Source organism: Methylobacterium sp. GXF4 (assembly GCF_000272495.1).
GTDB classification, from domain to species: domain Bacteria; phylum Pseudomonadota; class Alphaproteobacteria; order Rhizobiales; family Beijerinckiaceae; genus Methylobacterium; species Methylobacterium brachiatum.
In genome coordinates, this window is record NZ_AKFK01000101.1 from 18,531 (window position 1) to 36,156 (window position 17,626).

The window sequence follows — 17,626 nt, forward strand, 5'->3', positions numbered from 1 at the left end:
TCGACGTCGGAACGGCCGGGGCCTCGCCCCGGCCGTTTCTTTTTGGCCCCGGGACTCAGCTGCGCCGGGACGACGGCGCCCCCGCGCGCCGGAGGGCCTCGGCGAGGGCACCCCCGCCGGTTTCCGGAGCCGGCCTCGATCGCGCGTGGCGCGGGTCGGGCGCCGGCTCGCTGGAGCGCCGCGGCTGCGCGCCCGGCTCGATCGGGTCGTCGAGCCGCATCGACAGGCCGATGCGCTTGCGCGGGACATCGACGCTGAGCACGAGCACCCGGATGACCTCGCCGGTCCGGACCACCTCGGCGGGCGAGGCGATGCGCCGGCGAGCCATGGCGGAGATGTGGACGAGGCCGTCCTGGTGGACGCCGATATCCACGAAGGCGCCGAACGCCGCGACGTTGGTGACCACGCCTTCGAGCTGCATGCCGGGGCGGAGGTCGCCGATGGTCTCGACGCCCTCCTGGAAACGCGCCGTCTGGAAGGCCGGGCGCGGATCGCGGCCGGGTTTCTCCAGCTCACCGATGATGTCGCGCACGGTCGGCAGGCCGAAGCGCGTATCCGTGAAGGCTTCGGGGGAGAGCTGACTCAGGGTCGCGCTATTGCCCAGCAGCACCCGGATATCGCTCTTGGTCGCCTGAAGGATCCGCCGCACCACCGGGTAGGCTTCCGGATGGACGCCGGAGGCGTCGAGCGGATCGTCGCCGCCCTGGATGCGCAGGAAGCCCGCGGCCAGCTCGAAAGTCTTGGGACCGAGACCCTGCACCTTCTTGAGCGCCGCCCGTGTCCGGAACGGGCCGTTCGCGTCCCGGTGGGCGACGATCCGGTCGGCCATCGACGCGCCGACGCCCGAGACCTGCGCGAGCAGGGCAGGGGAGGCGGTGTTCACGTCGACGCCCACGGCGTTCACCGCGTCCTCGACCACCGCCGAGAGCTGGCGCGACAGCTTCGTCTCGCTGACGTCGTGCTGGTACTGCCCGACGCCGATCGATTTCGGGTCGATCTTCACCAGCTCGGCGAGCGGATCCTGGAGCCGGCGGGCAATCGAGGCGGCGCCGCGATGGGACACGTCGAGATCGGGCAGCTCCCGCGACGCGATCTCCGAGGCCGAGTAGACCGAGGCGCCGGCCTCCGAGACGGTGACCTTCGCGAGCGTCAGGTCGGGATTGGCGGCCACGACCTCGGCGGCCAGCCGCTCGGTCTCCCGGGAGGCGGTGCCGTTGCCGATGGCGATCAGCTCGACTTGGTGCTGGCGGCAGAGCCGGCCGAGGCTCGCCACCGCCTCCTTCCAGCGCCGCTGCGGCTCGTGCGGATAGGTGGTCTCGACCGCCACGATTCGCCCGGTCCGGTCGGCCACCGCGACCTTCACGCCGTTGCGGTAGCCGGGATCGAGCCCCAAAGTCGCCCGGCCGCCCGCGGGGGCGGCGAGGAGCAGGTCCTTCAGGTTGCCGGCGAAGACCTTCACGGCCTCGTCCTCGGCCCGCTCGAACAGCCGGGTGCGCAGATCCTGCTTGATCCCGGTCCGGATCTTGGTGCGCCAGGCGGTGCGCACGGTCTCCATCAGCCAGGCATCGCCCGGCCGGCCCCGCGTGGCGATGCGATGCCGGCTGCAGATCGCGGCCTCGAACGGTCCGGGCCGGCCCGGCTCCGAATCCTCGCCTTCGGCGGTGAAGGCGACATCGAGGATCCCTTCGCGTTCCCCGCGCAGGATCGCGAGGATCCGATGCGACGGCATGCGCTCCAGCCGCTCGGACCAGTCGAAGTAATCCGAGAATTTCGCGCCCTCGGCCGCCTTACCCTTGCGGATCTTCGAAGCGAGCTGGCCGATCCGCCAGAAATCCGCGCGCAGGCGGCCGACCAGATCGGCATCCTCCGCGAGATGCTCGATCAGGATCGCCCTGGCGCCCTCCAGGGCGGCCTCAAGGTCGGCGATCCCCTTCGCTTCGGACACGAACGGCGCCGCGGCGTGCTCGGGCGCGACCTCGGGCTTGGCGAGCAGCGCCTGGGCCAGGGGCTCCAGCCCGGCCTCCCGGGCGGTCTGCGCCTTCGACCGGCGCTTGGGCTTGTAGGGCAGGTAGAGGTCCTCGAGGCGCGCCTTGGTGTCGGCGGCGGCGAGGGCGGCGGCGAGGTCCGGCGTCAGCTTCCCCTGGGCGCGGACGCTCTCGACGATGGCGGCGCGCCGGTCGTTGAGGTCGCGCAGATAGGCCAGACGCTCGTCCAGCTTGCGCAGCTGGGCGTCGTCGAGGCCACCGGTATTCTCCTTGCGGTAGCGGGCGACGAACGGGACGGTGGCGCCGCCGTCGAGCAGCGCCACGGCGGCGGCGACCTGCGCCTCTCCGACCCCGAGTTCCTCGGCGATCAGCGCGTTCACGGATGTCATGCGGGCTCCGGCAGCGAGGGGCGGGGCCCTGCCATAGCCACCGGACGCCCGGATGCAAGGTGCCGGCGGTGCCGGTCAGTCGTCGCGCTCCGGCTCGTCGGCGGATTTGACGGAGCGGGCGAAGTCCAGGACGCGCCGTCTCTCCGAAGAGTTTTCGAGGGCGAGCCACAGACGCAGCAATTCCTCGGCGTCTGCCAGGCGGTCGGGCGTCGTCTCGCCAAAAAAATCCTCGGTCGAGCAGCCGAGCGTCCGAGCGAGGTTCTGGAGCGTCAGGCGCGACCGTTCGGCCGAGGATTCGCTGCCATTCGCCATGAATTGGGTCCGATTCGTCGCCTCAGCAAGCGATGCCGCACAGGTATCCGCTGAACAGTCGCAGCTCGTGATGGACGAGAGATCCGGTCGGACCGATCGCCGCCGGGTTGCTTGACCTGGAGCGACGCGCGGGCCGAGACGCGCCGGGGCTGCAAAGCGTTGCAACGCGCCCGCGCTCCATCGCGCCGGGATCGAACCGATTCGGGCATCTACGGTCAAGGTGCGCGGCGAAACCTTCCGGTGTCGGTACGCAATCGGACCTTCGAATGGCGAGGGTGTGGACCGGCATCGGCGGCGCCTGAACCCCGCGCCGCGCGGACGTCATCGCCCTGTCACCGGTGCGTGCTCGATTCTCGGCAACACGTCCTGGATGGCGAGAAGCCCGTGCGCTGCGAGATCCGCGCTAGCAACCGGTCGCACTGGTCCTGGGTCCTCGTGAACGAGAGCGAGGAGACGGTGGTCGAGTCCCGGCGCGGCTTCCCCTCTCAGGCGCAGGCGACGGCGGCCGCGATGGCCTTCGCGCAGCTGGTCGCCCGGGCCGGGCGCAATCTCGCGGGTATCCCGCGCGCCGGCGGCTTTCTCTAGGAGGAAACGACCTCAAGGCCTCTCGCAAAAGGCCGCCGGCGTTATCCCGTGCAGACGGAGGCGCCTGGAGCGGTCAGGCCCGGTGCCGCAGCAATCCCATCACGCTCCAGCAGGCGATGAAGCAGCCGACGCCCATGGCGCCGAGGCAGCTGATGGTGCGCACCGGCTCGCCGCGGGCCAGCACGATGGCGATGGCGAGGGGCAGAAGCAGGAACGCGAGCAGCAGGGTCATAGGGAGCTCCCTTCGGGCCAGCCGAAACTAGGGCCCGATGGTTAATCACTCCTGTCGGTGGCGGCCCGGGTTCGAGCGCTTGAACCGACACGACACGCCGCCGAACCGGCATCCCCTCGACAGCGGGCGCTAGTTCAGCCGCACCAGCCGGTCGAGGAGCGCGCGGTCGTGCAGCAGCGCCATGCGTTCCTTGGGCGAGAGCCAGGCCCGGGCTTCGGCCACGGTCTCGGCCTCGCAGATCTTGGCGGTCGCCAGGGTCTGGTCCGGATCGATGGCGCCCCGGGGGCGCGACAGGCCGACCGGCAGCATGCGGGCATGGGCCTCGGCCAGGGCCGGGTCGGCGTGGAGCGCCTCGAGGGCGTCGGCATCGTCGAGGCCCTGGGCGGCGTTGCGGGCCGCGAGGGCACCGGCCCGGAGGGCGATTTCCGGCGGGGTCGCCTCCTCGGGGGTGGCGAGCAGCAGGCGGCGCTTGAGGGCGAGGCCGAGGCCGAGCTGGCCGCTCGCCCAGGAGATCGGGATCGCCAGCACCAGGCCCAGGATCGTGGGGCTCATCCAGAGGAACAGCGAGGTCGCGAGCGCGAAGGCCGCGATCCCGGCCACCAGGCCGAGCGCGGTGTGCCAGCGATGGCGGGCGACGATGTCGCGCATCGGGATCGAGCCGTCGTCGCGCCGCTGCGGATTCCAGCCGGTGTCGCGCCCGAGCAGGATGCCCATCACCGAGCCGGACTGGATCACCATCGCCACCGGGGCGACCAGGGCCGAGAGCAGGATCTCGACCAGGCTCGACAGGACCAGCCGGCCGGCGCCGCCGCAGGCCCGGCGCACCGGGCCGTCCAGCAGGGCCAGGATCAGGCCCAGGACCTTCGGGGCCAGCAGCACCGCCATGGTCAGGCCGAACAGCTGGAGCGCGCGGACCGGGTCGAACCGCGGGAAGACCGGCGAGAACCCGGCACCGCCGAAATAATCCGGCCGCTCGGTGGCGGTCTGCAGGACCAGAAGGATACCGACCACAAGCTGGCACAGCCAGAGCGGGGAGGCGAGGTAGCCGGCGATGCCGGTGGCGAAGTGCTGGCGGGTCGCCGGGTGCAGGCCGGCGGCGCCGATCACCCGTGCGTGCTGGAGGTTGCCCTGCGCCCAGCGCCGGTCGCGCACCGCGACGTCGATCAGAGAGGGCGGGCTCTCCTCGTAGGAGCCCGGCAGGCGGTGCAGCATGTAGACCGCCCAGCCCGCCCGGCGGATCAGGGCCGCCTCGACGAAATCGTGGGACAGGATGTGGCCGCCGAAGGGCGGCTTCCCGGGCAGGTCCGGCAGGCCGCAGGATTGCGCGAAGGCGCGGGTGCGGATGATGGCGTTGTGGCCCCAGTAATTGCCGTCGCGCCCCGACCAGGCCGACAGCCCGGCGGCGATCACCGGCCCGTAGATCCGGGCGGCGAATTGCTGGAGGCGGGCGAACAGGGTGTTGCGGTTGATGATCAGCGGCAGGGTCTGGATGATGCCGGCATCCGGGTCGGCCTCCATGGCGGCCGCGAGCGCCACGATCGCCGGGCCGCTCATCAGGCTGTCGGCGTCGAGCACCAGCATGTGGTCGTAATGGCCGCCCCAGCGGGTGACGAAGTCGCCGATATTGCCGGCCTTGCGGTGATGGTTCTTGGGCCGGTGCCGGTAGTAGAGCCGGGCGCCGGGGCCGAGGCGGCGGCGCAGGTCGAGGAAGGCGCGCTCCTCGGCGATCCAGGCATCGGGCTGCGTCGAATCGGAGAGGACGAACCAGTCGAAATGGTCGCCGAGCCCGGTGGCCTCCACGGCCTCGCGCATGGCCTCGACGCCCGCGAAGGTCCGGGCCGTAGCCTCGTTGTAGACCGGCATCAGCACGGCGGTGCGGCTGTGGAGCGCGGTCGGGACCGGGTCCGGCCGCTTCCGGCGCAGCAGCAGCGCGAAGCCGAGCAGGCCGCTGGTGAAGGCCAGCGCGATCCACGAGAAGGTCAGGCAGAACAGCACCACCAGGACGAGCTGGAGGGCGGTCGGGCTGCCGGAGACCGACACGGTCTCGACCATCTGCCAGCCGCCGTAGCCGGTGAGCGCCAGGGCACCGCCGAACACGAACAGCCGGGCCGCCCAGGGGCTTCTCGCCTTGCGCGCCGGCCGGTGGGCGGCCGCGCGATCCCAGGTCGAGAGATCCTGCACCGGCATCGCCAGGGGCGCCTCGGGCGGCATCGCGGCTTTCGTGTCGGGACGCGCGGCGCCGGCATCCGGGCGGGATGCGGGCGGCGGCAGGGTGGTGGTCTCGTCCAGGCGCACGGTCGGGTGTGATCCTCGGGGTGATGGGCGGATAGGAGTTACGGCGTCCAGCGGAACAGCCAAGTCTCGCTGGCGCGGTCCTGGCCGCGCCGGAGCCCGAGGCGCAGCTCGCTCGCCCGCTCGCTGCCGGGATCGAGCTCGAACAGCACCCGCAGGGTCCGGCGCTCGGGGTAGTGGAACCGGTCCTGCCGGGTGATCGTCCCGGCCGAGGCGCTGAGCGCGACCTCGACCTCCTCGGGCCGGGCCAGCCCGTCGCCCTGGAAATCGACCGCGAACAGGCGGCGGGTGCCGGTGCTGCCACGGCCGCAGCGGCTGTCCTTCACCCGGGCGAGCTCGGGGGGCAGCGGATCGGGCCAGCCCTTGGACCAGTGCTGGCGGCAGAGGAAGCGCATCTCGCCGCCCTTGGCGAGCTTCGCCTTCGGGCGCCAATAGGCGAACACGTTCTCGTTCAGCTCGGAATCGCTCGGGATCTCGAGGAGCGTCACCGCGCCCTCGCTCCAATCGTCCTGCGGCTCGATCCAGAGGGACGGGCGCTGCTCCCAGTGCCGGCGGTCATCCTCGAAATCGTCGTAGGCGCGGGCGCGCTGCATCAGGCCGAAGCCCTTCGGACCCCGGTCCAGGAAGGCCGAGACCTGCAGCGCTTCCGGGTTGTGGACCGGGCGCCAGATCGGCTCGCCGTAGCCGTTGCGGATCGCCAGCCCCTCTACCGAGAAGGCGGCGGCGCGCAGGTCGTCGACCTTCTGGCGGTCGAGCGGCCCGAACAGGTAGCTGCCCTGCATGCCGCCGAGCCCGATATGGTCGAGCTCGGCCCGGGCGAACACGGTGCCGTCGATGCCGGCGACGGAAGCCTCCCGGCCCGGCGTCAGCGTGAGCTTGAACGCGGCCGTCGCCGATTCGGATTCGACCAGTGCGTGGACGACGATCGGCTGCCCGGGGGCGGGCGCCTCGATGAACAGGGCCCGGAACAGCGGGAATTCCTCGCCGCGGGAATCGGCCGGCCGCAGGGCCAGCGCCCGGGCGTTGATGCCGAAATCCTGGCCCTCGGCGACCAGGCGGAAGAACGATGCGCCCTGGAACAGCGCGAAGTTCGACACGTCCCCGCCGTCGCCGAAGCGCGCCCGCAGGCGGAAGCCCGAGAAGGCGGTGTCGGCGGTCAGCTCCGGCAGCGCGATGTTGGCGGCGATCAGGCTGTCCTTGTCGTAGGCCAGAGGCTGGACCCGCCCGTTCTCGACGGTGAACAGCGAGACCGGCGTGTCGAAGATCGAGCCGCGCAGGAGCGGCTCGATCTCGTAGCCGAAATCGCGCCCGGCCCAGACGGCGCGGCCGGGCACCGGGTGGATCGCCTCGTAGGCGTCCCGAGACAGGCCCTTCAGCACCGCCGGCACGTCGTCGGTCCGGGGCGCCGCGTAGGGCGCGGCGGCGCGGGCGCGGGCGATGTCGGCCAGGGTGTTGGCCTCGAACGGTGCTCCGGCGCCGGGCAGCGTGGTCGCCGGGTTGGTGCCGCGATCCGGCTCGGCCGCGCGCGGGATCGCCGGCAGGAAACCCGCGGCGGTGCCCACGGCTCCGGCCAGGACGGCGCGGCGGGTGGGAACGGCGGCGGATCCGGCGGCGGTGGTCATGCGGGCCTGCGTCTCAGAGGGCGGAACGGTGCCTGTATACCGGGAGACCGGCTGAACCCAGGGTTAAGCGACGCTCCGGACGGAACGGGCGTGCCTCCGTTGACTTAGCGCAAGCCGGCTCTCTAATTCCGGGGACTGAATCGCACGGGGGAGGCAGCATGGGATCGTTGCGGGTCACGGGCCACGGCGTGGATCTCGGAGAGAGTCTGCGCGGCCGTATCGACGAGCGGATATCGGGAACGCTCGACAAATACCTCGACTCGCACATGAACGATTCCTGCACCGGCCACGTCACGCTGAGGCGCGACGGAACCGCGTACCGGACGGGTTGCGTGCTGCATCTCGCGTCGGGCCTGACCATCGAGGCGGTGGGCGTGTCCCACGACGCGCGGTCGAGCTTCGAGCAGACCGCCGACAAATTGGAGACGCGCCTGCGTCGCTACAAGCATCGGTTGAAGCAGCACGCCAGCGGTCCGAGCGAGGCCGCGGCCATCGAGGCGGCCTACGCGGTGTTCGCCCCGCCGGACGAGGTGGACGAGGACGAGCCCGAGGACGGCGACGCCCACCCGCCGATCGTCGCCGAGAGCACCAAGACCCTGCAGCGCCGGACCATCGGCGAGGCGGTGACCGCCCTCGATATGACGGGATCCCCAGTGGTTGTGTTCGTCCACGCTGGCACCGGGCGCGTCAACGTCGTATACCGGCGCAGCGACGGTGCGATCGGCTGGGTGGACCCGCCGGGCGCCGTCGACTGACGCGTGTGGACCGGGAGGAACGGAGCCGGAACCGGCCCGTTCTCCGGCCCATTGATAGTCAGGGGCGCCGGACAGGACGCCCCTGCGACGAGGCCCGCTCCGACGCGGACGGGCGACGGGGCAACGGTCGATCGATGCCAATTTTGGAATTCCTCGACCCCGAATCGGTCGTGCAGTCCCTGCGCGCGCGCGCCAAGAAGCAGGTGCTTCAGGAACTCGCCGCGCAGGCGGTGCGCCGGCTGCCGGCGCTCGACGAGCGGCCGGTCTTCGACACGCTGCTCCAGCGCGAGCGGCTGGGCTCGACCGGGATCGGGGAGGGCGTCGCCATCCCGCACGGCAAGCTGCCGGGTCTCGACCGCCTGTTCGGCCTGTTCGCGCGGTTCGACCGGCCGATCGATTTCGAGGCCCTGGACGGTCAGCCGGTGGACATCGCCTTCCTGCTGCTGGCGCCCGAGGGCGCGGGGGCCGACCACTTGAAGGCGCTGGCCCAGGTCGCCCGCGTCCTGCGCGAGCCCGGCATGCTCACCCATATCCGGGCCGCCCGCGATGCCGGTGCCCTCTACGCGCTTCTGACCCGCTCCACGGCGCCCCAGGCCGCCTGATGTCGACGGTGTTTCGTCTCGCCGCGAGCCTCACGATCCTCGTGAGTCTGTCCGGAATCGCGCGGGCGCAGAGCGAGGCGACCTGCGGGCGCGATGTCCTGGTGGCCCAATCGATGCAGCGCCAGGCCCTGGAACAGCTGGAGCAGGCGGACGGCGACGACGCCAAGAACTGCCGCGTCTGGCGCCGCCACGTCGACACGATGCGCCGGGTCGCGAGCGTCTACGGCCGATGCCTCTCGGGCTCGGAACGCGCGCAGCGGATCGCCCAGGTACAGGGATCCGACCGGGAGTTTTCCGCGGCCATCAAGGCGCGCTGCGGCGGGCATTGAGGCGGGACCGACCGCCGAACCGCGCGTGGCGGCTCTCCCATTCACGTGTTCATCCTCAGGGCGGAAGGCCGCGGCCAGAAGCTCAATCGATGCCTCGCAGCATCAGCGGCTCGGCCACCATCTTCACCGGCTTGCCTCGGCCGATCAGGATCGCCGCCCGGGAGCGCTCCGGGTCGTCCTCGAAGCGGGTGCGCACCCAGCTCGCCAGGAACTTCACGTATTCGGATGCCAGGAGCTTGGCCGCGGGCGGGCTCTGCCACCAGCGGTCGGCGTCGAGCCCCTCGGTGACGACCGGATGCGGCAGGATGCGGTCGCTGTCCTGGAGGGCGTGGTCGAGCTCGATCAGGGTGCGCGGCATGTGGTAGTTCGAGGTGACCACCGCGACGGTGTTGAAGCGGTGCGCCCGCATCCAGCGGCGGGTCTCGATGGCGTTGCCGATCGTGTTGCGCGCCCGGTAGTCGAGATCGACGCAGCAATCGATCAGGGCGCGCTGGGTCGGGTTGAGCCGGGCGATCTCGTCGCGGCTGGTGCGCTCGTTGACGCCGGTGATGAGCAGGCGCCGGCCGTAGCCCCCGGCCAGGAGGTCGATTGCGTCACCAATCCGCTGCGCCCCGCCGGTGAGGGCCACGATTCCGTCGGCCCGGTCGGCCGGGCTGCGCTCATGGCGCGCCAGCGTGGAGACGAAGACCAGGAAGCCCGCAAACAGCGCCAGGGCAGCGAGGCCGGCGCCGAGGCCGCAGGCCCACAGAGCGAAATGGCCGCGGGACCGGTCCGCCGCGGGCGCGCGGTGCGGATGCGCCCACTCGTGCCAAGCCCAGCCGAGGGCGTCGGTCGGGTCGGGTGCCGGTGCGCGTTGCATCCGCGTGGTCATCCTCCGGAGGATCGGCGTCGATTGCGGCGGCCCGGAGGCAGCACGATCGGCCCCCTCCACACCGCCGCGATAACCTTTCTCAACCGTTAACGTTTCGGCGCGACCCCCTGTTTCCCCTGCGCGCCCATGTCGTTAGCCGGGCTCCCATGCGCGTGCGGGAGACGGCGCGTGTCACGGCCCGCCGGGCCAATGTGTGACCGACGAAGCCCGCCGGGGCGGGAGGGCCTGTGCGCGCTGCGGGCGGTGAGGCAAGGTTCCGTTCGGCCGCACGCGCCGGGGCGTCGCGGCCGTGCGGCCCCCGCGATCAGGACAGGAACCGGCGGACGGTGATCCGTGAGACCACGCCCGTGACCAGCGAAGCGATCACCCCGATCAGGATCACGCTGACATAGCCGCGCAACCCGACCTGGAAGGCGCCGAACAGGGCCTCGACCTCCTGGCCGGCCGGGCCCGAGCGGGCCGCGCGCGCCAGCAGCCCGGCGACCGCGAAGGCCAGGATCGCCAGCCCGGCGCCGATCGCGCCCCCGCGCAGGCCGAGCCCGAAGAACCGGCGCTGAAAGGCGCGGGCGATGTAGTCGTCGTCGGCACCGACGAAGTGGAGCACCTCCACCACCTCGCGGTTCCCCGCCATGGCGCCGCGGGTGGCGAAGGTCACGGCGAGGCCGGTGGCGACCAGCACCAGGATCACCATCCCGACGCCGATCCCCACGAAGGCGTTGGCCGCGGTGGAGAGCCGCTGGAGCCAGAGCGCGTGGTCGTCGAGGCTCGCCACGCCGGGCAGGGCCTCGGTGAGGCGGGTTCGCAGGCGCTTGAGATCCGCGCTCCGGCTGTCGGCGAGCTTGAGGGCGATCAGGCGCGGCACCGGCAGGTCCGACAAATCGAGGCCGCTGCCGAGCCAGGGCTCCAGAAGCCGCTCGGCTTCCGCCTTGGAGAAGACCCGCGCCTCGGCGATCCCGGGCTCGGATTTGGCGATGGTCTCGGCCCGGGCGACGTCGGCATCGACGTCCCGACCGGGGCCGGGCCGCACCTGGATCGTCACCTCCTGGGCGACGTCGCCCTGCCATTGCCCGGCATTGGTGGCGACGATCTCGGCGGCGCCCGCGCACAGGCCGGCCAGAAAGGTCAGGATCGCGATGACCGCCGCGAGCGACCGGCCGGCCGCGGTATCGGTCGGGACCAGGGCGGCGTTGCGGCGCAGGTTGGTCGGCAGGCTCGGATCCGCAGGGCCGGACGGGGATTCGGCCTGGCTCCGGGTGGTGGCCGGTGCGCTCATTCCTCGATCCGCAGCCGGCCTTCGCCCAGCACCATGCGGCGGGCGTCGACGGCGTCCATGATGCCGAAATCGTGGGTCGCGATAATCACCGAGGTCCCGAGCTTGTTGAGTTCCAGGAACAGCCGCAGCAGCCGGCGGCCCAGCCCGGGATCGACGTTGCCGGTCGGCTCGTCGGCGAGCAGCAGATCCGGCCGGGCGATCAGCGCCCTCGCGATGGCGGCGCGCTGCTTCTCGCCGCCTGACAGGAGCGGCGGCAGCGCGTGCATGCGCTCGCCGAGGCCGACCCAGCGCAGCAGCTCGACCACCTCGGCCCGGTAGCTGGTCTCGGACCGGCCCTGGACGCGCAGCGGCAGCGCCACGTTCTCGTAGGTGGTGAGGTGGTCGAGCAAGCGGAAATCCTGGAACACCACGCCCATGCGCCGCCGCAGGCCGGTGAGCGCCTTGGCCGAGATGCCGCTGACCTCCTCGCCGAAGATCGACACGAGGCCGCGGGTCGGGCGCACCGACAGCAGGATCAGGCGCAGCAGCGTCGTCTTGCCGGCACCGGAGGGACCGGTGAGGAATTGGAACGAGCGCGGCGCGATCCGGAAGCTCACATCCGACAGCACCTCCGGCCCGAGGCCGTAGCGCATGCCGACATTCTCGAACTGCACAACCGGCCGTTCCGCGCCGGGCAGCAGGCTCTTCATGCTCGCCTGTACGTTCAAAGCCGTGCCGGGTCTCGCCGATCCATCGCTCGCCAATCGCCGGATGGGCGGGCGTTTTCAAGGCCAGCGCAGTTTCACCGACGCTTAACCCTGTTCGGGCACGGTTTCTCAACTGATTTTGCCGTCGGGCTCCGGTCTGTCCGATCGGAAACGGCCCCTGATGGAACGAATGGCGCGCGTATGCTGATCGTCTGCCCGAGCTGCGCGAGCGAGTACCGCATCGAGTCCGGCAAGGTCGGGATGGAGGGCCGCTCGGTCCGCTGCGCCGCCTGCCGCGAGACCTGGTTCATCAGCCCGGCCGACGTCCTGGCGGGCCACGAGGCCGAGCTGGCCGAGCGGGAGGGGGCTGAGCCCGACCCGGTCGCCGATGCCGCCTGGCAGGAGGCCGCGGCCACGGTCCGGGCCGCCTCCGAGACGTCTGACCCGTCGCCCGCCCGCCGCCGGGTACCGCCGCCTCCGCCGCGCGCGACGGGCTGGCGCGGCATTCCCGGCCTGTCGCCGTCGCTCGCCGTCGGGCTGACGCTGCTCGCCGCGCTGCCCCTGATCTGCCTGGCGCGCACCAGCGTGGTCCGGACGGTGCCTCAGAGCGCCGCCTTGTTCGCCCGGGTCGGGTTGCCGGTGAATGTCCGGGGTATCGAGATCCGCGACGTCGTGGCGTTCAGCAACCCCGCGGAGGATGGCCGACCGGCGGAACTGGTGATCGAGGGCGACCTCGTCGGCGTTGCCCGGACCGACGTTCCGGTCTCGACCCTGAGTGTCGAGATCCGCGACGCCGCCGGCCGGGCCTTGCGGACCTTCCCGGTCGCCGCGCCCCGGGCGGTGCTCGGCGCGGCCGAGACGGCCCGGTTCCGCGGCAGCCTGGTGAGCCCGCCCGCCGCCGGACGCGCCGTGGTGCTGCGCTTCGCCGACGCCCAACCGGTGCGCGATGTGCCGCGGGCAGGCACGGGCAGCGACTGAGCGGAGGCGCGAGGGGCCGCGCCCGTCCTGCTCCATCGCAGATCGTGGTCGTGCGGCCACAGGCTTCCCAGATGTCGGCTGATCCGGTCGCCCGTTCTCTCCGCGCTGGGGCGGTCGACGGCCCGGCCCACCCGGCCGGAGGTCCGATCACCTTGTCAGGATATTAGGTGGTCAGGTTTCAGAGCGCGTTACCCTCAAACCAATTCCGTCAATACAAATATAAAGCGGAATTTATTTAGTTAAACCCGCAATGTTTCGTTGGTCGGGATCAAATTTCCCGCATGTTCGGCTGAGAAAGCTGGCAGGCACTTGCTCGGAGCCTAAATGTCGAGCAACGTTGCCATCCTTTTGCCCTGATAAGTCGGCTAAAACCCATGCACAGGCTCTGAAAAGGCGTTGTTCACGACGCTTCGGGTCTTTTGAGAGACCTGCGCATCGCTATTGCTTATCGATGTCGGATCTGAAACTCTAGGTGTGCTGCGGCCTCGGCAGGCAGCCCCGCGTGCTCGAATTCAAGGTTGTAGGGCCAATCTGCCGTGAGCGCCAAGACAACGGTCCCGGTCTTTTTCGGAACGACAGAATCCGTCGAGCCGAAGCGGGCGTTCGATTACTGGCGCAGTACGGTCATTACCGGCACGGACCTGGCACAGCCTGATTCGGAGAAGCCGTTCGCGGCGTCCCGCCTGGTTGCCTCCTCCAGCCATGGGGCGATCTTCCACACGAACAGCAGCCCCTACATCCTGGAGCGCAGGCCGAGCCACATGCGCCAGGATGGGCGCGACGAGGTCGGCATCATGCTGATCGTCCGCGGCAACGGCTATCTCGAGCAGGTCAATAACGGGTCGCTGCTGGGCCCCGGCGATATCAGCTTCCAGACCTGGGGCCGGCCCGGCTCCGCGGCGGGCCTGACCGATTTCGAGGAGATCCGGCTCACGGTGCCCCGGGCCACCTTCCTGGCGCATGTCGGCAATGTCGACGATTTCGCCGCCCGCAAATTCGCCGCCGGCCCGCTCAACGAACTCTTCGCCGCCTATCTCAAGGCCTTCGCCGGGTCGGTCACCAAGATGTCGGACGCCGAGACCGGCATCGCCGTCGAGGGCGCGCTGCACCTGCTGCGCGGCGTCATCACCAGCCAGAACGCGCGGGCCGACGGCGAGCTCTCGGCCAACGCGCTCCGCTCCCTGGCGCTGGCGCGGATCGAGCATCGGCTGCACGATCCCGAATTCGGTCCGGACGCCCTGGCGGCGGATTTGCGGATCTCGCGCAGCCGCCTCTACGCGGCCTTCGCCGGCGGAGAGGGGATCGCCGCCACGATCCGCGACGCGCGGCTTGACCGTGCCCATGACCGGATCGTGATGATGCGCAAGGCGGGCGCCCGCATCGCATCGATCATGGCCAGCTGCGGCTTCACCGATCCGGCCGCCTTCAGCCGCGCATTCCGCCAGCGCTTCGGTTGCTCGCCCCGCGACCTGCTCGCCCAGGGTGAGTGACCGGGCGGGCGCGGGATCGACCGAGCGCGGCCGATCCCGCGTGCGGCCCGGCACCGCGCCGGCCGGAAGGCTGCCGCATGACCGTGCGGAGGCCGGCGCCAGCGCGGCAGACCTGGCGGATCGGAGCTTTAACCGATTGCGCGAAGCTGCCGAATCTGAAACGCCGATGCGACTCAAGCGTATGCCGGCAAGAGTTTCGGCCGGCTCGAGCGTTGCGAAGCGAGGGCACGGTGCGTGTCAAAGATAAAGTCCCGGTCCTGTTCCAGAGTACGGACGACGTAGATCCAAGCAAAGCGTTCGAGTACTGGTGTGATACTGTTTTGCCGGCCGCGGACATCGCGCCCTTCGACTCGGTCATGCCCTTCTCGGCCAGCCGTATGATGGCGGTCTCCGCCCACGGAACGATCATGCGCACCGTCAGCGGCCCGATCGATGTCGAGCGCACGGCGCGCCACATCCGCCGCGACGGGAGCGAGGAGATCTCGATCATGCTGATCGCCGCGGGGCGGGGCTATGTCGAGCAGGGCAATAACGGCGCTCTCCTGCGGCCCGGCGATCTCACGTTCCGCGCCATGGGCCAGCCCGGCGCCGCCGGCAGCCGCGACGGCTACGATGAGATCCGGCTGATGGTGCCGCGTACCGCCTTCCTGGAGCAGGTCGGCAACCCGCAGGACGTGGTCGGGCGCAAGCTCGGCGACACGCCGCTGAAGGGGCTGCTGAAGGCCTATCTCGGCGCGCTGGCGTCGTCCGTATCCACCATGTCGGAGGCGGAGACCGGGATTGCCGTCGAAGGCGTGCTGCACCTGCTCCGCGGCGTCATTCATGGACAGGCCGGGTCCGCGGAGGGCGAACTCTCGACGGAGGCGGTGCGCTCGCTGGCGCTCGCCCATATCCAGCGCCGTCTGCACGAGCCCGATTTCGGCCCGAATGCCCTGGCCGCCGCCCTGCAGATCTCGCGCAGCCGCCTCTACGCTGCGTTTTCCGGCGGGCAGGGGATCGCCGCCACGATCCGTGACGCGCGGCTCGACCGCGCGCATGACCGGATCGTGATGATGGGAAGCGGCGGCGCCCGGATCACGTCGATCATGGCCAGCTGCGGCTTCACCGACCCGGCCGCGTTCAGCCGCGCATTCCGCCAGCGCTTCGGCTTCTCGCCGCGCGACCTCGCCGCCCAGGGGCGCGGCTGGGGTGCCGTCCAGAACGGCGGCTACCGGTCCGAGGATACACGGCGCCTGCCTCTGCGCGCGTAGCGGAGCGGCTCTGCGCAGCCCGCAATCCGCGAGTGCCGGGTCTCTGGATCGGTCCCGGTCCAGGCGACCTGTCGCGCGCTCCGATCAGATCCGCCCGCCGCGCGGATCGGTGACCGGATTCCCGGAAGCCGTTGCGGCACCCGCCGCATCCCTGGCCGAGCCGGCGACGCGCTGGGCGAGCCGGATCGCTGCGACCCCGACCCGGGCGACCCGGATCTGACCCGGCAGCTGACGCGGACCGATCGGACGGTACGCCAGGCGCGGGCTGGCTCGCTCGGCCTCCGCGATGGCCTGCCCGAGCGGCAGCGCAGCGATCCGATCCGCCTCGATGGGCGGGATCCCGAGGGCACGCGCCCAGGCCCGGTCCGTGCGCAACCGTCCCGCGCCGTGCAGGCGCCGGAACTGCCGACGCCAGAGATGGCGGCGCACGACCCGGGGGAACGTCTCCATCCGGGCGTCGCAGAGGGCGTCCGGCTCCTCGCAGCGAGACCGGATCGTGTCGGCGACGCCGCCCGGGGCGCGACCGGTAAGCCGGGCCGAGATCGTCACGCAGACATCGGTCGCGTGCCGGACCCGTAAACCCTGCTCGATCAGCCGGGCGATGAAGGCGCCGTCCTCGCCGAGCGGGATTTCTGGCATGCCGCCGACCGCGCGATAGGCGGCGCGGGTCACCGCCAGCGTCGCGCCGATCGCGGTCCGATGGCAGGGCCAGGGATCGTGCGGGTCCGGATCGATCCGGGCTTCGGCCTCGGTAATCAAGGCGTCGTAGATATCCTCGAGGCGCCCGCGAGCCGGCAGCGACGGCGGCAGCAAGGCGGCTTCCGCGGCGTCGAGCTCCACCCGGCCGGCGACCGCGTCGGCCCCGGCCTCGATGGCGGCGCGGTTCCGGGCCACCCAGTTCGGCGGCACGCGGCTGTCGGCATCGGTGGACAGGATGATCCCCGCATTCCCCGCATCCCCGAGCCAGGCCGCCGCGGAATCCATGGCCCGGCGCCGCGCCCAGCCGGCATGCGCGCCGGAAAAATCCTCGCTCTCCACCCGGATCGGGATCGACAGGGTCGGCACCAGCCGCGCCACCAGGGCGTCGGTCCCGTCCGTGCAATTGTTCAGGAACAGCACCAGCCCGAGGCTGCCCGGGGCCAGCCCGACCTGCGCGTCGACGGCGCGAAGACAGGCCTCGATCCGCTCGATCTCGTTGCGCACCGGGATCGCGATGATCGCGCTGGGCACGGACTCGGCTGGCTGGGTGGTGGGCGTCACCGTCTACGGTCTCCGTCTGGCCCCTCGCGGACGGGTCCGCGCGGGGGCGCTTCGCCTATGCCGCATGCCGCCTGAACGAAACCGGAAGGTTTTGGCGCTTGCAGGCAGACGTCTCCAGTCTGGGTCCATCCCTAGGGCGCAGGCGAAGCTCGGGTGTCATCGCGGTTTCCTCACCTCGCCGATTGCCGGACCGCGAAGGAAGATCCGGCGGATCGCGGAACCGGGGGCCCTGTCTCGCTCCGTCACACCAGGATGGGCGCAGGCGAGATGTCCGGGCCCGGCGGACGTTCAGAGCGCCTTCTCCAGCAAACCCTCGATCCATTCCGGCTGGGTCTCGCCCACCGACCGGCCGGTCTCCGCCGTGCCCTTGAAGACGATGAGCGTGCTCTGCATCCGGGCGTTGAACCGGCGCAGCAGATCCTTCTGGCTGTCGAAGTCGATGTCGAAGATCTGCAACTCCTTGAAGCGCGGCTCGGCGGCGAGCTTGGCCAGGATCGGCTTCTGCGTCTTGCAGATGGGGCACCAGGGCGCGCTCACTGCGACCAGGATCGGCTTGCCCCCCTTCTGCGCCGCCTCGAAGGCCGCGGCCGAGAACGGCGTCGCCTCACCGGCCTTGGCCGGCGTTAGGCAGGCGGTGAGAGCCAGGCAGGCCAGGGCAAGGACGCCGCGACGGCACGTCATTATGGGATTCCTCCGGCGGCACCGACTGTTATCG

At 71.1% G+C, this 17,626-nt stretch carries 17 protein-coding genes; 7 read left to right on the forward strand and 10 right to left on the reverse strand.

Annotation, left to right across the window (positions count from 1 at the left end):
* Positions 1-55: 55 nt before the first annotated feature.
* Together WYO_RS26840 and WYO_RS26845 are read right to left on the reverse strand one after the other, a co-directional pair.
* Entirely contained in the window at positions 56-2,374 is a 2,319-nt protein-coding gene (locus WYO_RS26840) for a Tex family protein (protein WP_007568669.1), read from the reverse strand.
* Positions 2,375-2,449: 75 nt separating this feature from the next.
* Entirely contained in the window at positions 2,450-2,686 is a 237-nt protein-coding gene (locus WYO_RS26845; RefSeq protein WP_007568671.1) for a hypothetical protein, read from the reverse strand.
* 384 nt (positions 2,687-3,070) lie between these two features.
* Between WYO_RS26845 and WYO_RS26850 the strand changes: the two genes are divergently transcribed.
* Entirely contained in the window at positions 3,071-3,271 is a 201-nt protein-coding gene (locus WYO_RS26850; protein WP_007568673.1) for a hypothetical protein, read from the forward strand.
* 73 nt (positions 3,272-3,344) lie between these two features.
* On the opposite strand, the gene WYO_RS31840 is transcribed toward WYO_RS26850, so the two are convergent.
* From WYO_RS31840 to WYO_RS26860, 3 genes are all read right to left on the reverse strand, one after another.
* Positions 3,345-3,503, reverse strand: a complete 159-nt coding sequence (locus WYO_RS31840) for a hypothetical protein (RefSeq protein ID WP_007568675.1) — start codon at positions 3,501-3,503, stop codon at positions 3,345-3,347.
* Positions 3,504-3,632: 129 nt separating this feature from the next.
* Positions 3,633-5,774 (reverse strand): glucans biosynthesis glucosyltransferase MdoH, encoded by a 2,142-nt coding sequence (gene mdoH, locus WYO_RS26855; protein WP_085985825.1) that lies wholly within the window; start codon positions 5,772-5,774, stop codon positions 3,633-3,635.
* 62 nt (positions 5,775-5,836) lie between these two features.
* A complete protein-coding gene (locus tag WYO_RS26860) occupies positions 5,837-7,417 on the reverse strand; it encodes a glucan biosynthesis protein D (RefSeq protein ID WP_007568679.1) in 1,581 nt (526 codons plus the stop codon).
* Positions 7,418-7,575: 158 nt separating this feature from the next.
* On the opposite strand from WYO_RS26860, the gene WYO_RS26865 reads away from it, so the two are divergent.
* The 3 genes from WYO_RS26865 (at position 7,576) to WYO_RS26875 (ending at position 9,103) form a co-directional block, all read left to right on the forward strand.
* A complete protein-coding gene (locus WYO_RS26865) occupies positions 7,576-8,172 on the forward strand; it encodes an HPF/RaiA family ribosome-associated protein (protein ID WP_007568681.1) in 597 nt (198 codons plus the stop codon).
* A 134-nt stretch (positions 8,173-8,306) separates the two neighbouring features.
* Positions 8,307-8,774, forward strand: a complete 468-nt coding sequence (gene ptsN, locus WYO_RS26870) for a PTS IIA-like nitrogen regulatory protein PtsN (RefSeq protein ID WP_007568683.1) — start codon at positions 8,307-8,309, stop codon at positions 8,772-8,774.
* Positions 8,774-9,103: a hypothetical protein gene (locus WYO_RS26875; protein ID WP_007568685.1), complete on the forward strand. Its 330-nt coding sequence runs from the start codon at positions 8,774-8,776 to the stop codon at positions 9,101-9,103. Before ptsN ends, WYO_RS26875 begins: the two co-directional genes overlap by 1 nt.
* A gap of 82 nt (positions 9,104-9,185) precedes the next feature.
* Here WYO_RS26875 and WYO_RS26880 read toward each other — a convergent pair whose 3' ends face one another.
* From WYO_RS26880 to ftsE, 3 genes are all read right to left on the reverse strand, one after another.
* Positions 9,186-9,962 carry a YdcF family protein gene (locus WYO_RS26880; RefSeq protein WP_007568687.1) on the reverse strand — a complete coding sequence of 259 codons (777 nt, stop codon included), beginning with the start codon at positions 9,960-9,962 and terminating at the stop codon, positions 9,186-9,188.
* A gap of 316 nt (positions 9,963-10,278) precedes the next feature.
* Entirely contained in the window at positions 10,279-11,247 is a 969-nt protein-coding gene (locus WYO_RS26885) for an ABC transporter permease (protein ID WP_007568689.1), read from the reverse strand.
* Positions 11,244-11,936 carry a cell division ATP-binding protein FtsE gene (ftsE, locus tag WYO_RS26890; RefSeq protein ID WP_007568691.1) on the reverse strand — a complete coding sequence of 231 codons (693 nt, stop codon included), beginning with the start codon at positions 11,934-11,936 and terminating at the stop codon, positions 11,244-11,246. Before ftsE ends, WYO_RS26885 begins: the two co-directional genes overlap by 4 nt.
* A 198-nt stretch (positions 11,937-12,134) precedes the next feature.
* Between ftsE and WYO_RS26895 the strand changes: the two genes are divergently transcribed.
* The 3 genes from WYO_RS26895 (at position 12,135) to WYO_RS26905 (ending at position 15,651) form a co-directional block, all read left to right on the forward strand.
* Positions 12,135-12,911, forward strand: a complete 777-nt coding sequence (locus WYO_RS26895; protein WP_007568693.1) for a zinc-ribbon domain-containing protein — start codon at positions 12,135-12,137, stop codon at positions 12,909-12,911.
* 536 nt (positions 12,912-13,447) lie between these two features.
* Positions 13,448-14,401, forward strand: coding sequence for a helix-turn-helix domain-containing protein (locus tag WYO_RS26900; RefSeq protein WP_007568695.1), 954 nt, complete (start codon positions 13,448-13,450; stop codon positions 14,399-14,401).
* 407 nt (positions 14,402-14,808) lie between these two features.
* Positions 14,809-15,651: a helix-turn-helix domain-containing protein gene (locus tag WYO_RS26905; protein ID WP_244424325.1), complete on the forward strand. Its 843-nt coding sequence runs from the start codon at positions 14,809-14,811 to the stop codon at positions 15,649-15,651.
* An 84-nt stretch (positions 15,652-15,735) separates the two neighbouring features.
* On the opposite strand, the gene WYO_RS26910 is transcribed toward WYO_RS26905, so the two are convergent.
* On the reverse strand, positions 15,736-16,911 hold the full coding sequence (locus tag WYO_RS26910; protein WP_007568698.1) for a glycosyltransferase family 2 protein: 1,176 nt from the start codon (positions 16,909-16,911) through the stop codon (positions 15,736-15,738).
* A gap of 288 nt (positions 16,912-17,199) precedes the next feature.
* A complete protein-coding gene (locus tag WYO_RS26915) occupies positions 17,200-17,592 on the reverse strand; it encodes a thioredoxin family protein (RefSeq protein WP_007568701.1) in 393 nt (130 codons plus the stop codon).
* Between the last annotated feature and the right edge of the window lie 34 nt (positions 17,593-17,626).

Excerpts from the sequence above, each read along its gene's own strand:
- WYO_RS26840 (WP_007568669.1), bottom strand. The coding sequence starts at position 2,374 with ATGACATCCGTGAACGCGCTGATCGCCGAGGAACTCGGGGTCGGAGAG.
- WYO_RS26845 (WP_007568671.1), bottom strand. The coding sequence starts at position 2,686 with ATGGCGAATGGCAGCGAATCCTCGGCCGAACGGTCGCGCCTGACGCTC.
- WYO_RS31840 (WP_007568675.1), bottom strand. The coding sequence starts at position 3,503 with ATGACCCTGCTGCTCGCGTTCCTGCTTCTGCCCCTCGCCATCGCCATC.
- WYO_RS26860 (WP_007568679.1), bottom strand. The coding sequence starts at position 7,417 with ATGACCACCGCCGCCGGATCCGCCGCCGTTCCCACCCGCCGCGCCGTC.
- WYO_RS26865 (WP_007568681.1), top strand. The coding sequence starts at position 7,576 with ATGGGATCGTTGCGGGTCACGGGCCACGGCGTGGATCTCGGAGAGAGT.
- ptsN (WP_007568683.1), top strand. The coding sequence starts at position 8,307 with ATGCCAATTTTGGAATTCCTCGACCCCGAATCGGTCGTGCAGTCCCTG.
- WYO_RS26875 (WP_007568685.1), top strand. The coding sequence starts at position 8,774 with ATGTCGACGGTGTTTCGTCTCGCCGCGAGCCTCACGATCCTCGTGAGT.
- WYO_RS26880 (WP_007568687.1), bottom strand. The coding sequence starts at position 9,962 with ATGCAACGCGCACCGGCACCCGACCCGACCGACGCCCTCGGCTGGGCT.
- WYO_RS26885 (WP_007568689.1), bottom strand. The coding sequence starts at position 11,247 with ATGAGCGCACCGGCCACCACCCGGAGCCAGGCCGAATCCCCGTCCGGC.
- ftsE (WP_007568691.1), bottom strand. The coding sequence starts at position 11,936 with ATGAAGAGCCTGCTGCCCGGCGCGGAACGGCCGGTTGTGCAGTTCGAG.
- WYO_RS26895 (WP_007568693.1), top strand. The coding sequence starts at position 12,135 with ATGCTGATCGTCTGCCCGAGCTGCGCGAGCGAGTACCGCATCGAGTCC.
- WYO_RS26905 (WP_244424325.1), top strand. The coding sequence starts at position 14,809 with ATGCGCACCGTCAGCGGCCCGATCGATGTCGAGCGCACGGCGCGCCAC.
- WYO_RS26915 (WP_007568701.1), bottom strand. The coding sequence starts at position 17,592 with ATGACGTGCCGTCGCGGCGTCCTTGCCCTGGCCTGCCTGGCTCTCACC.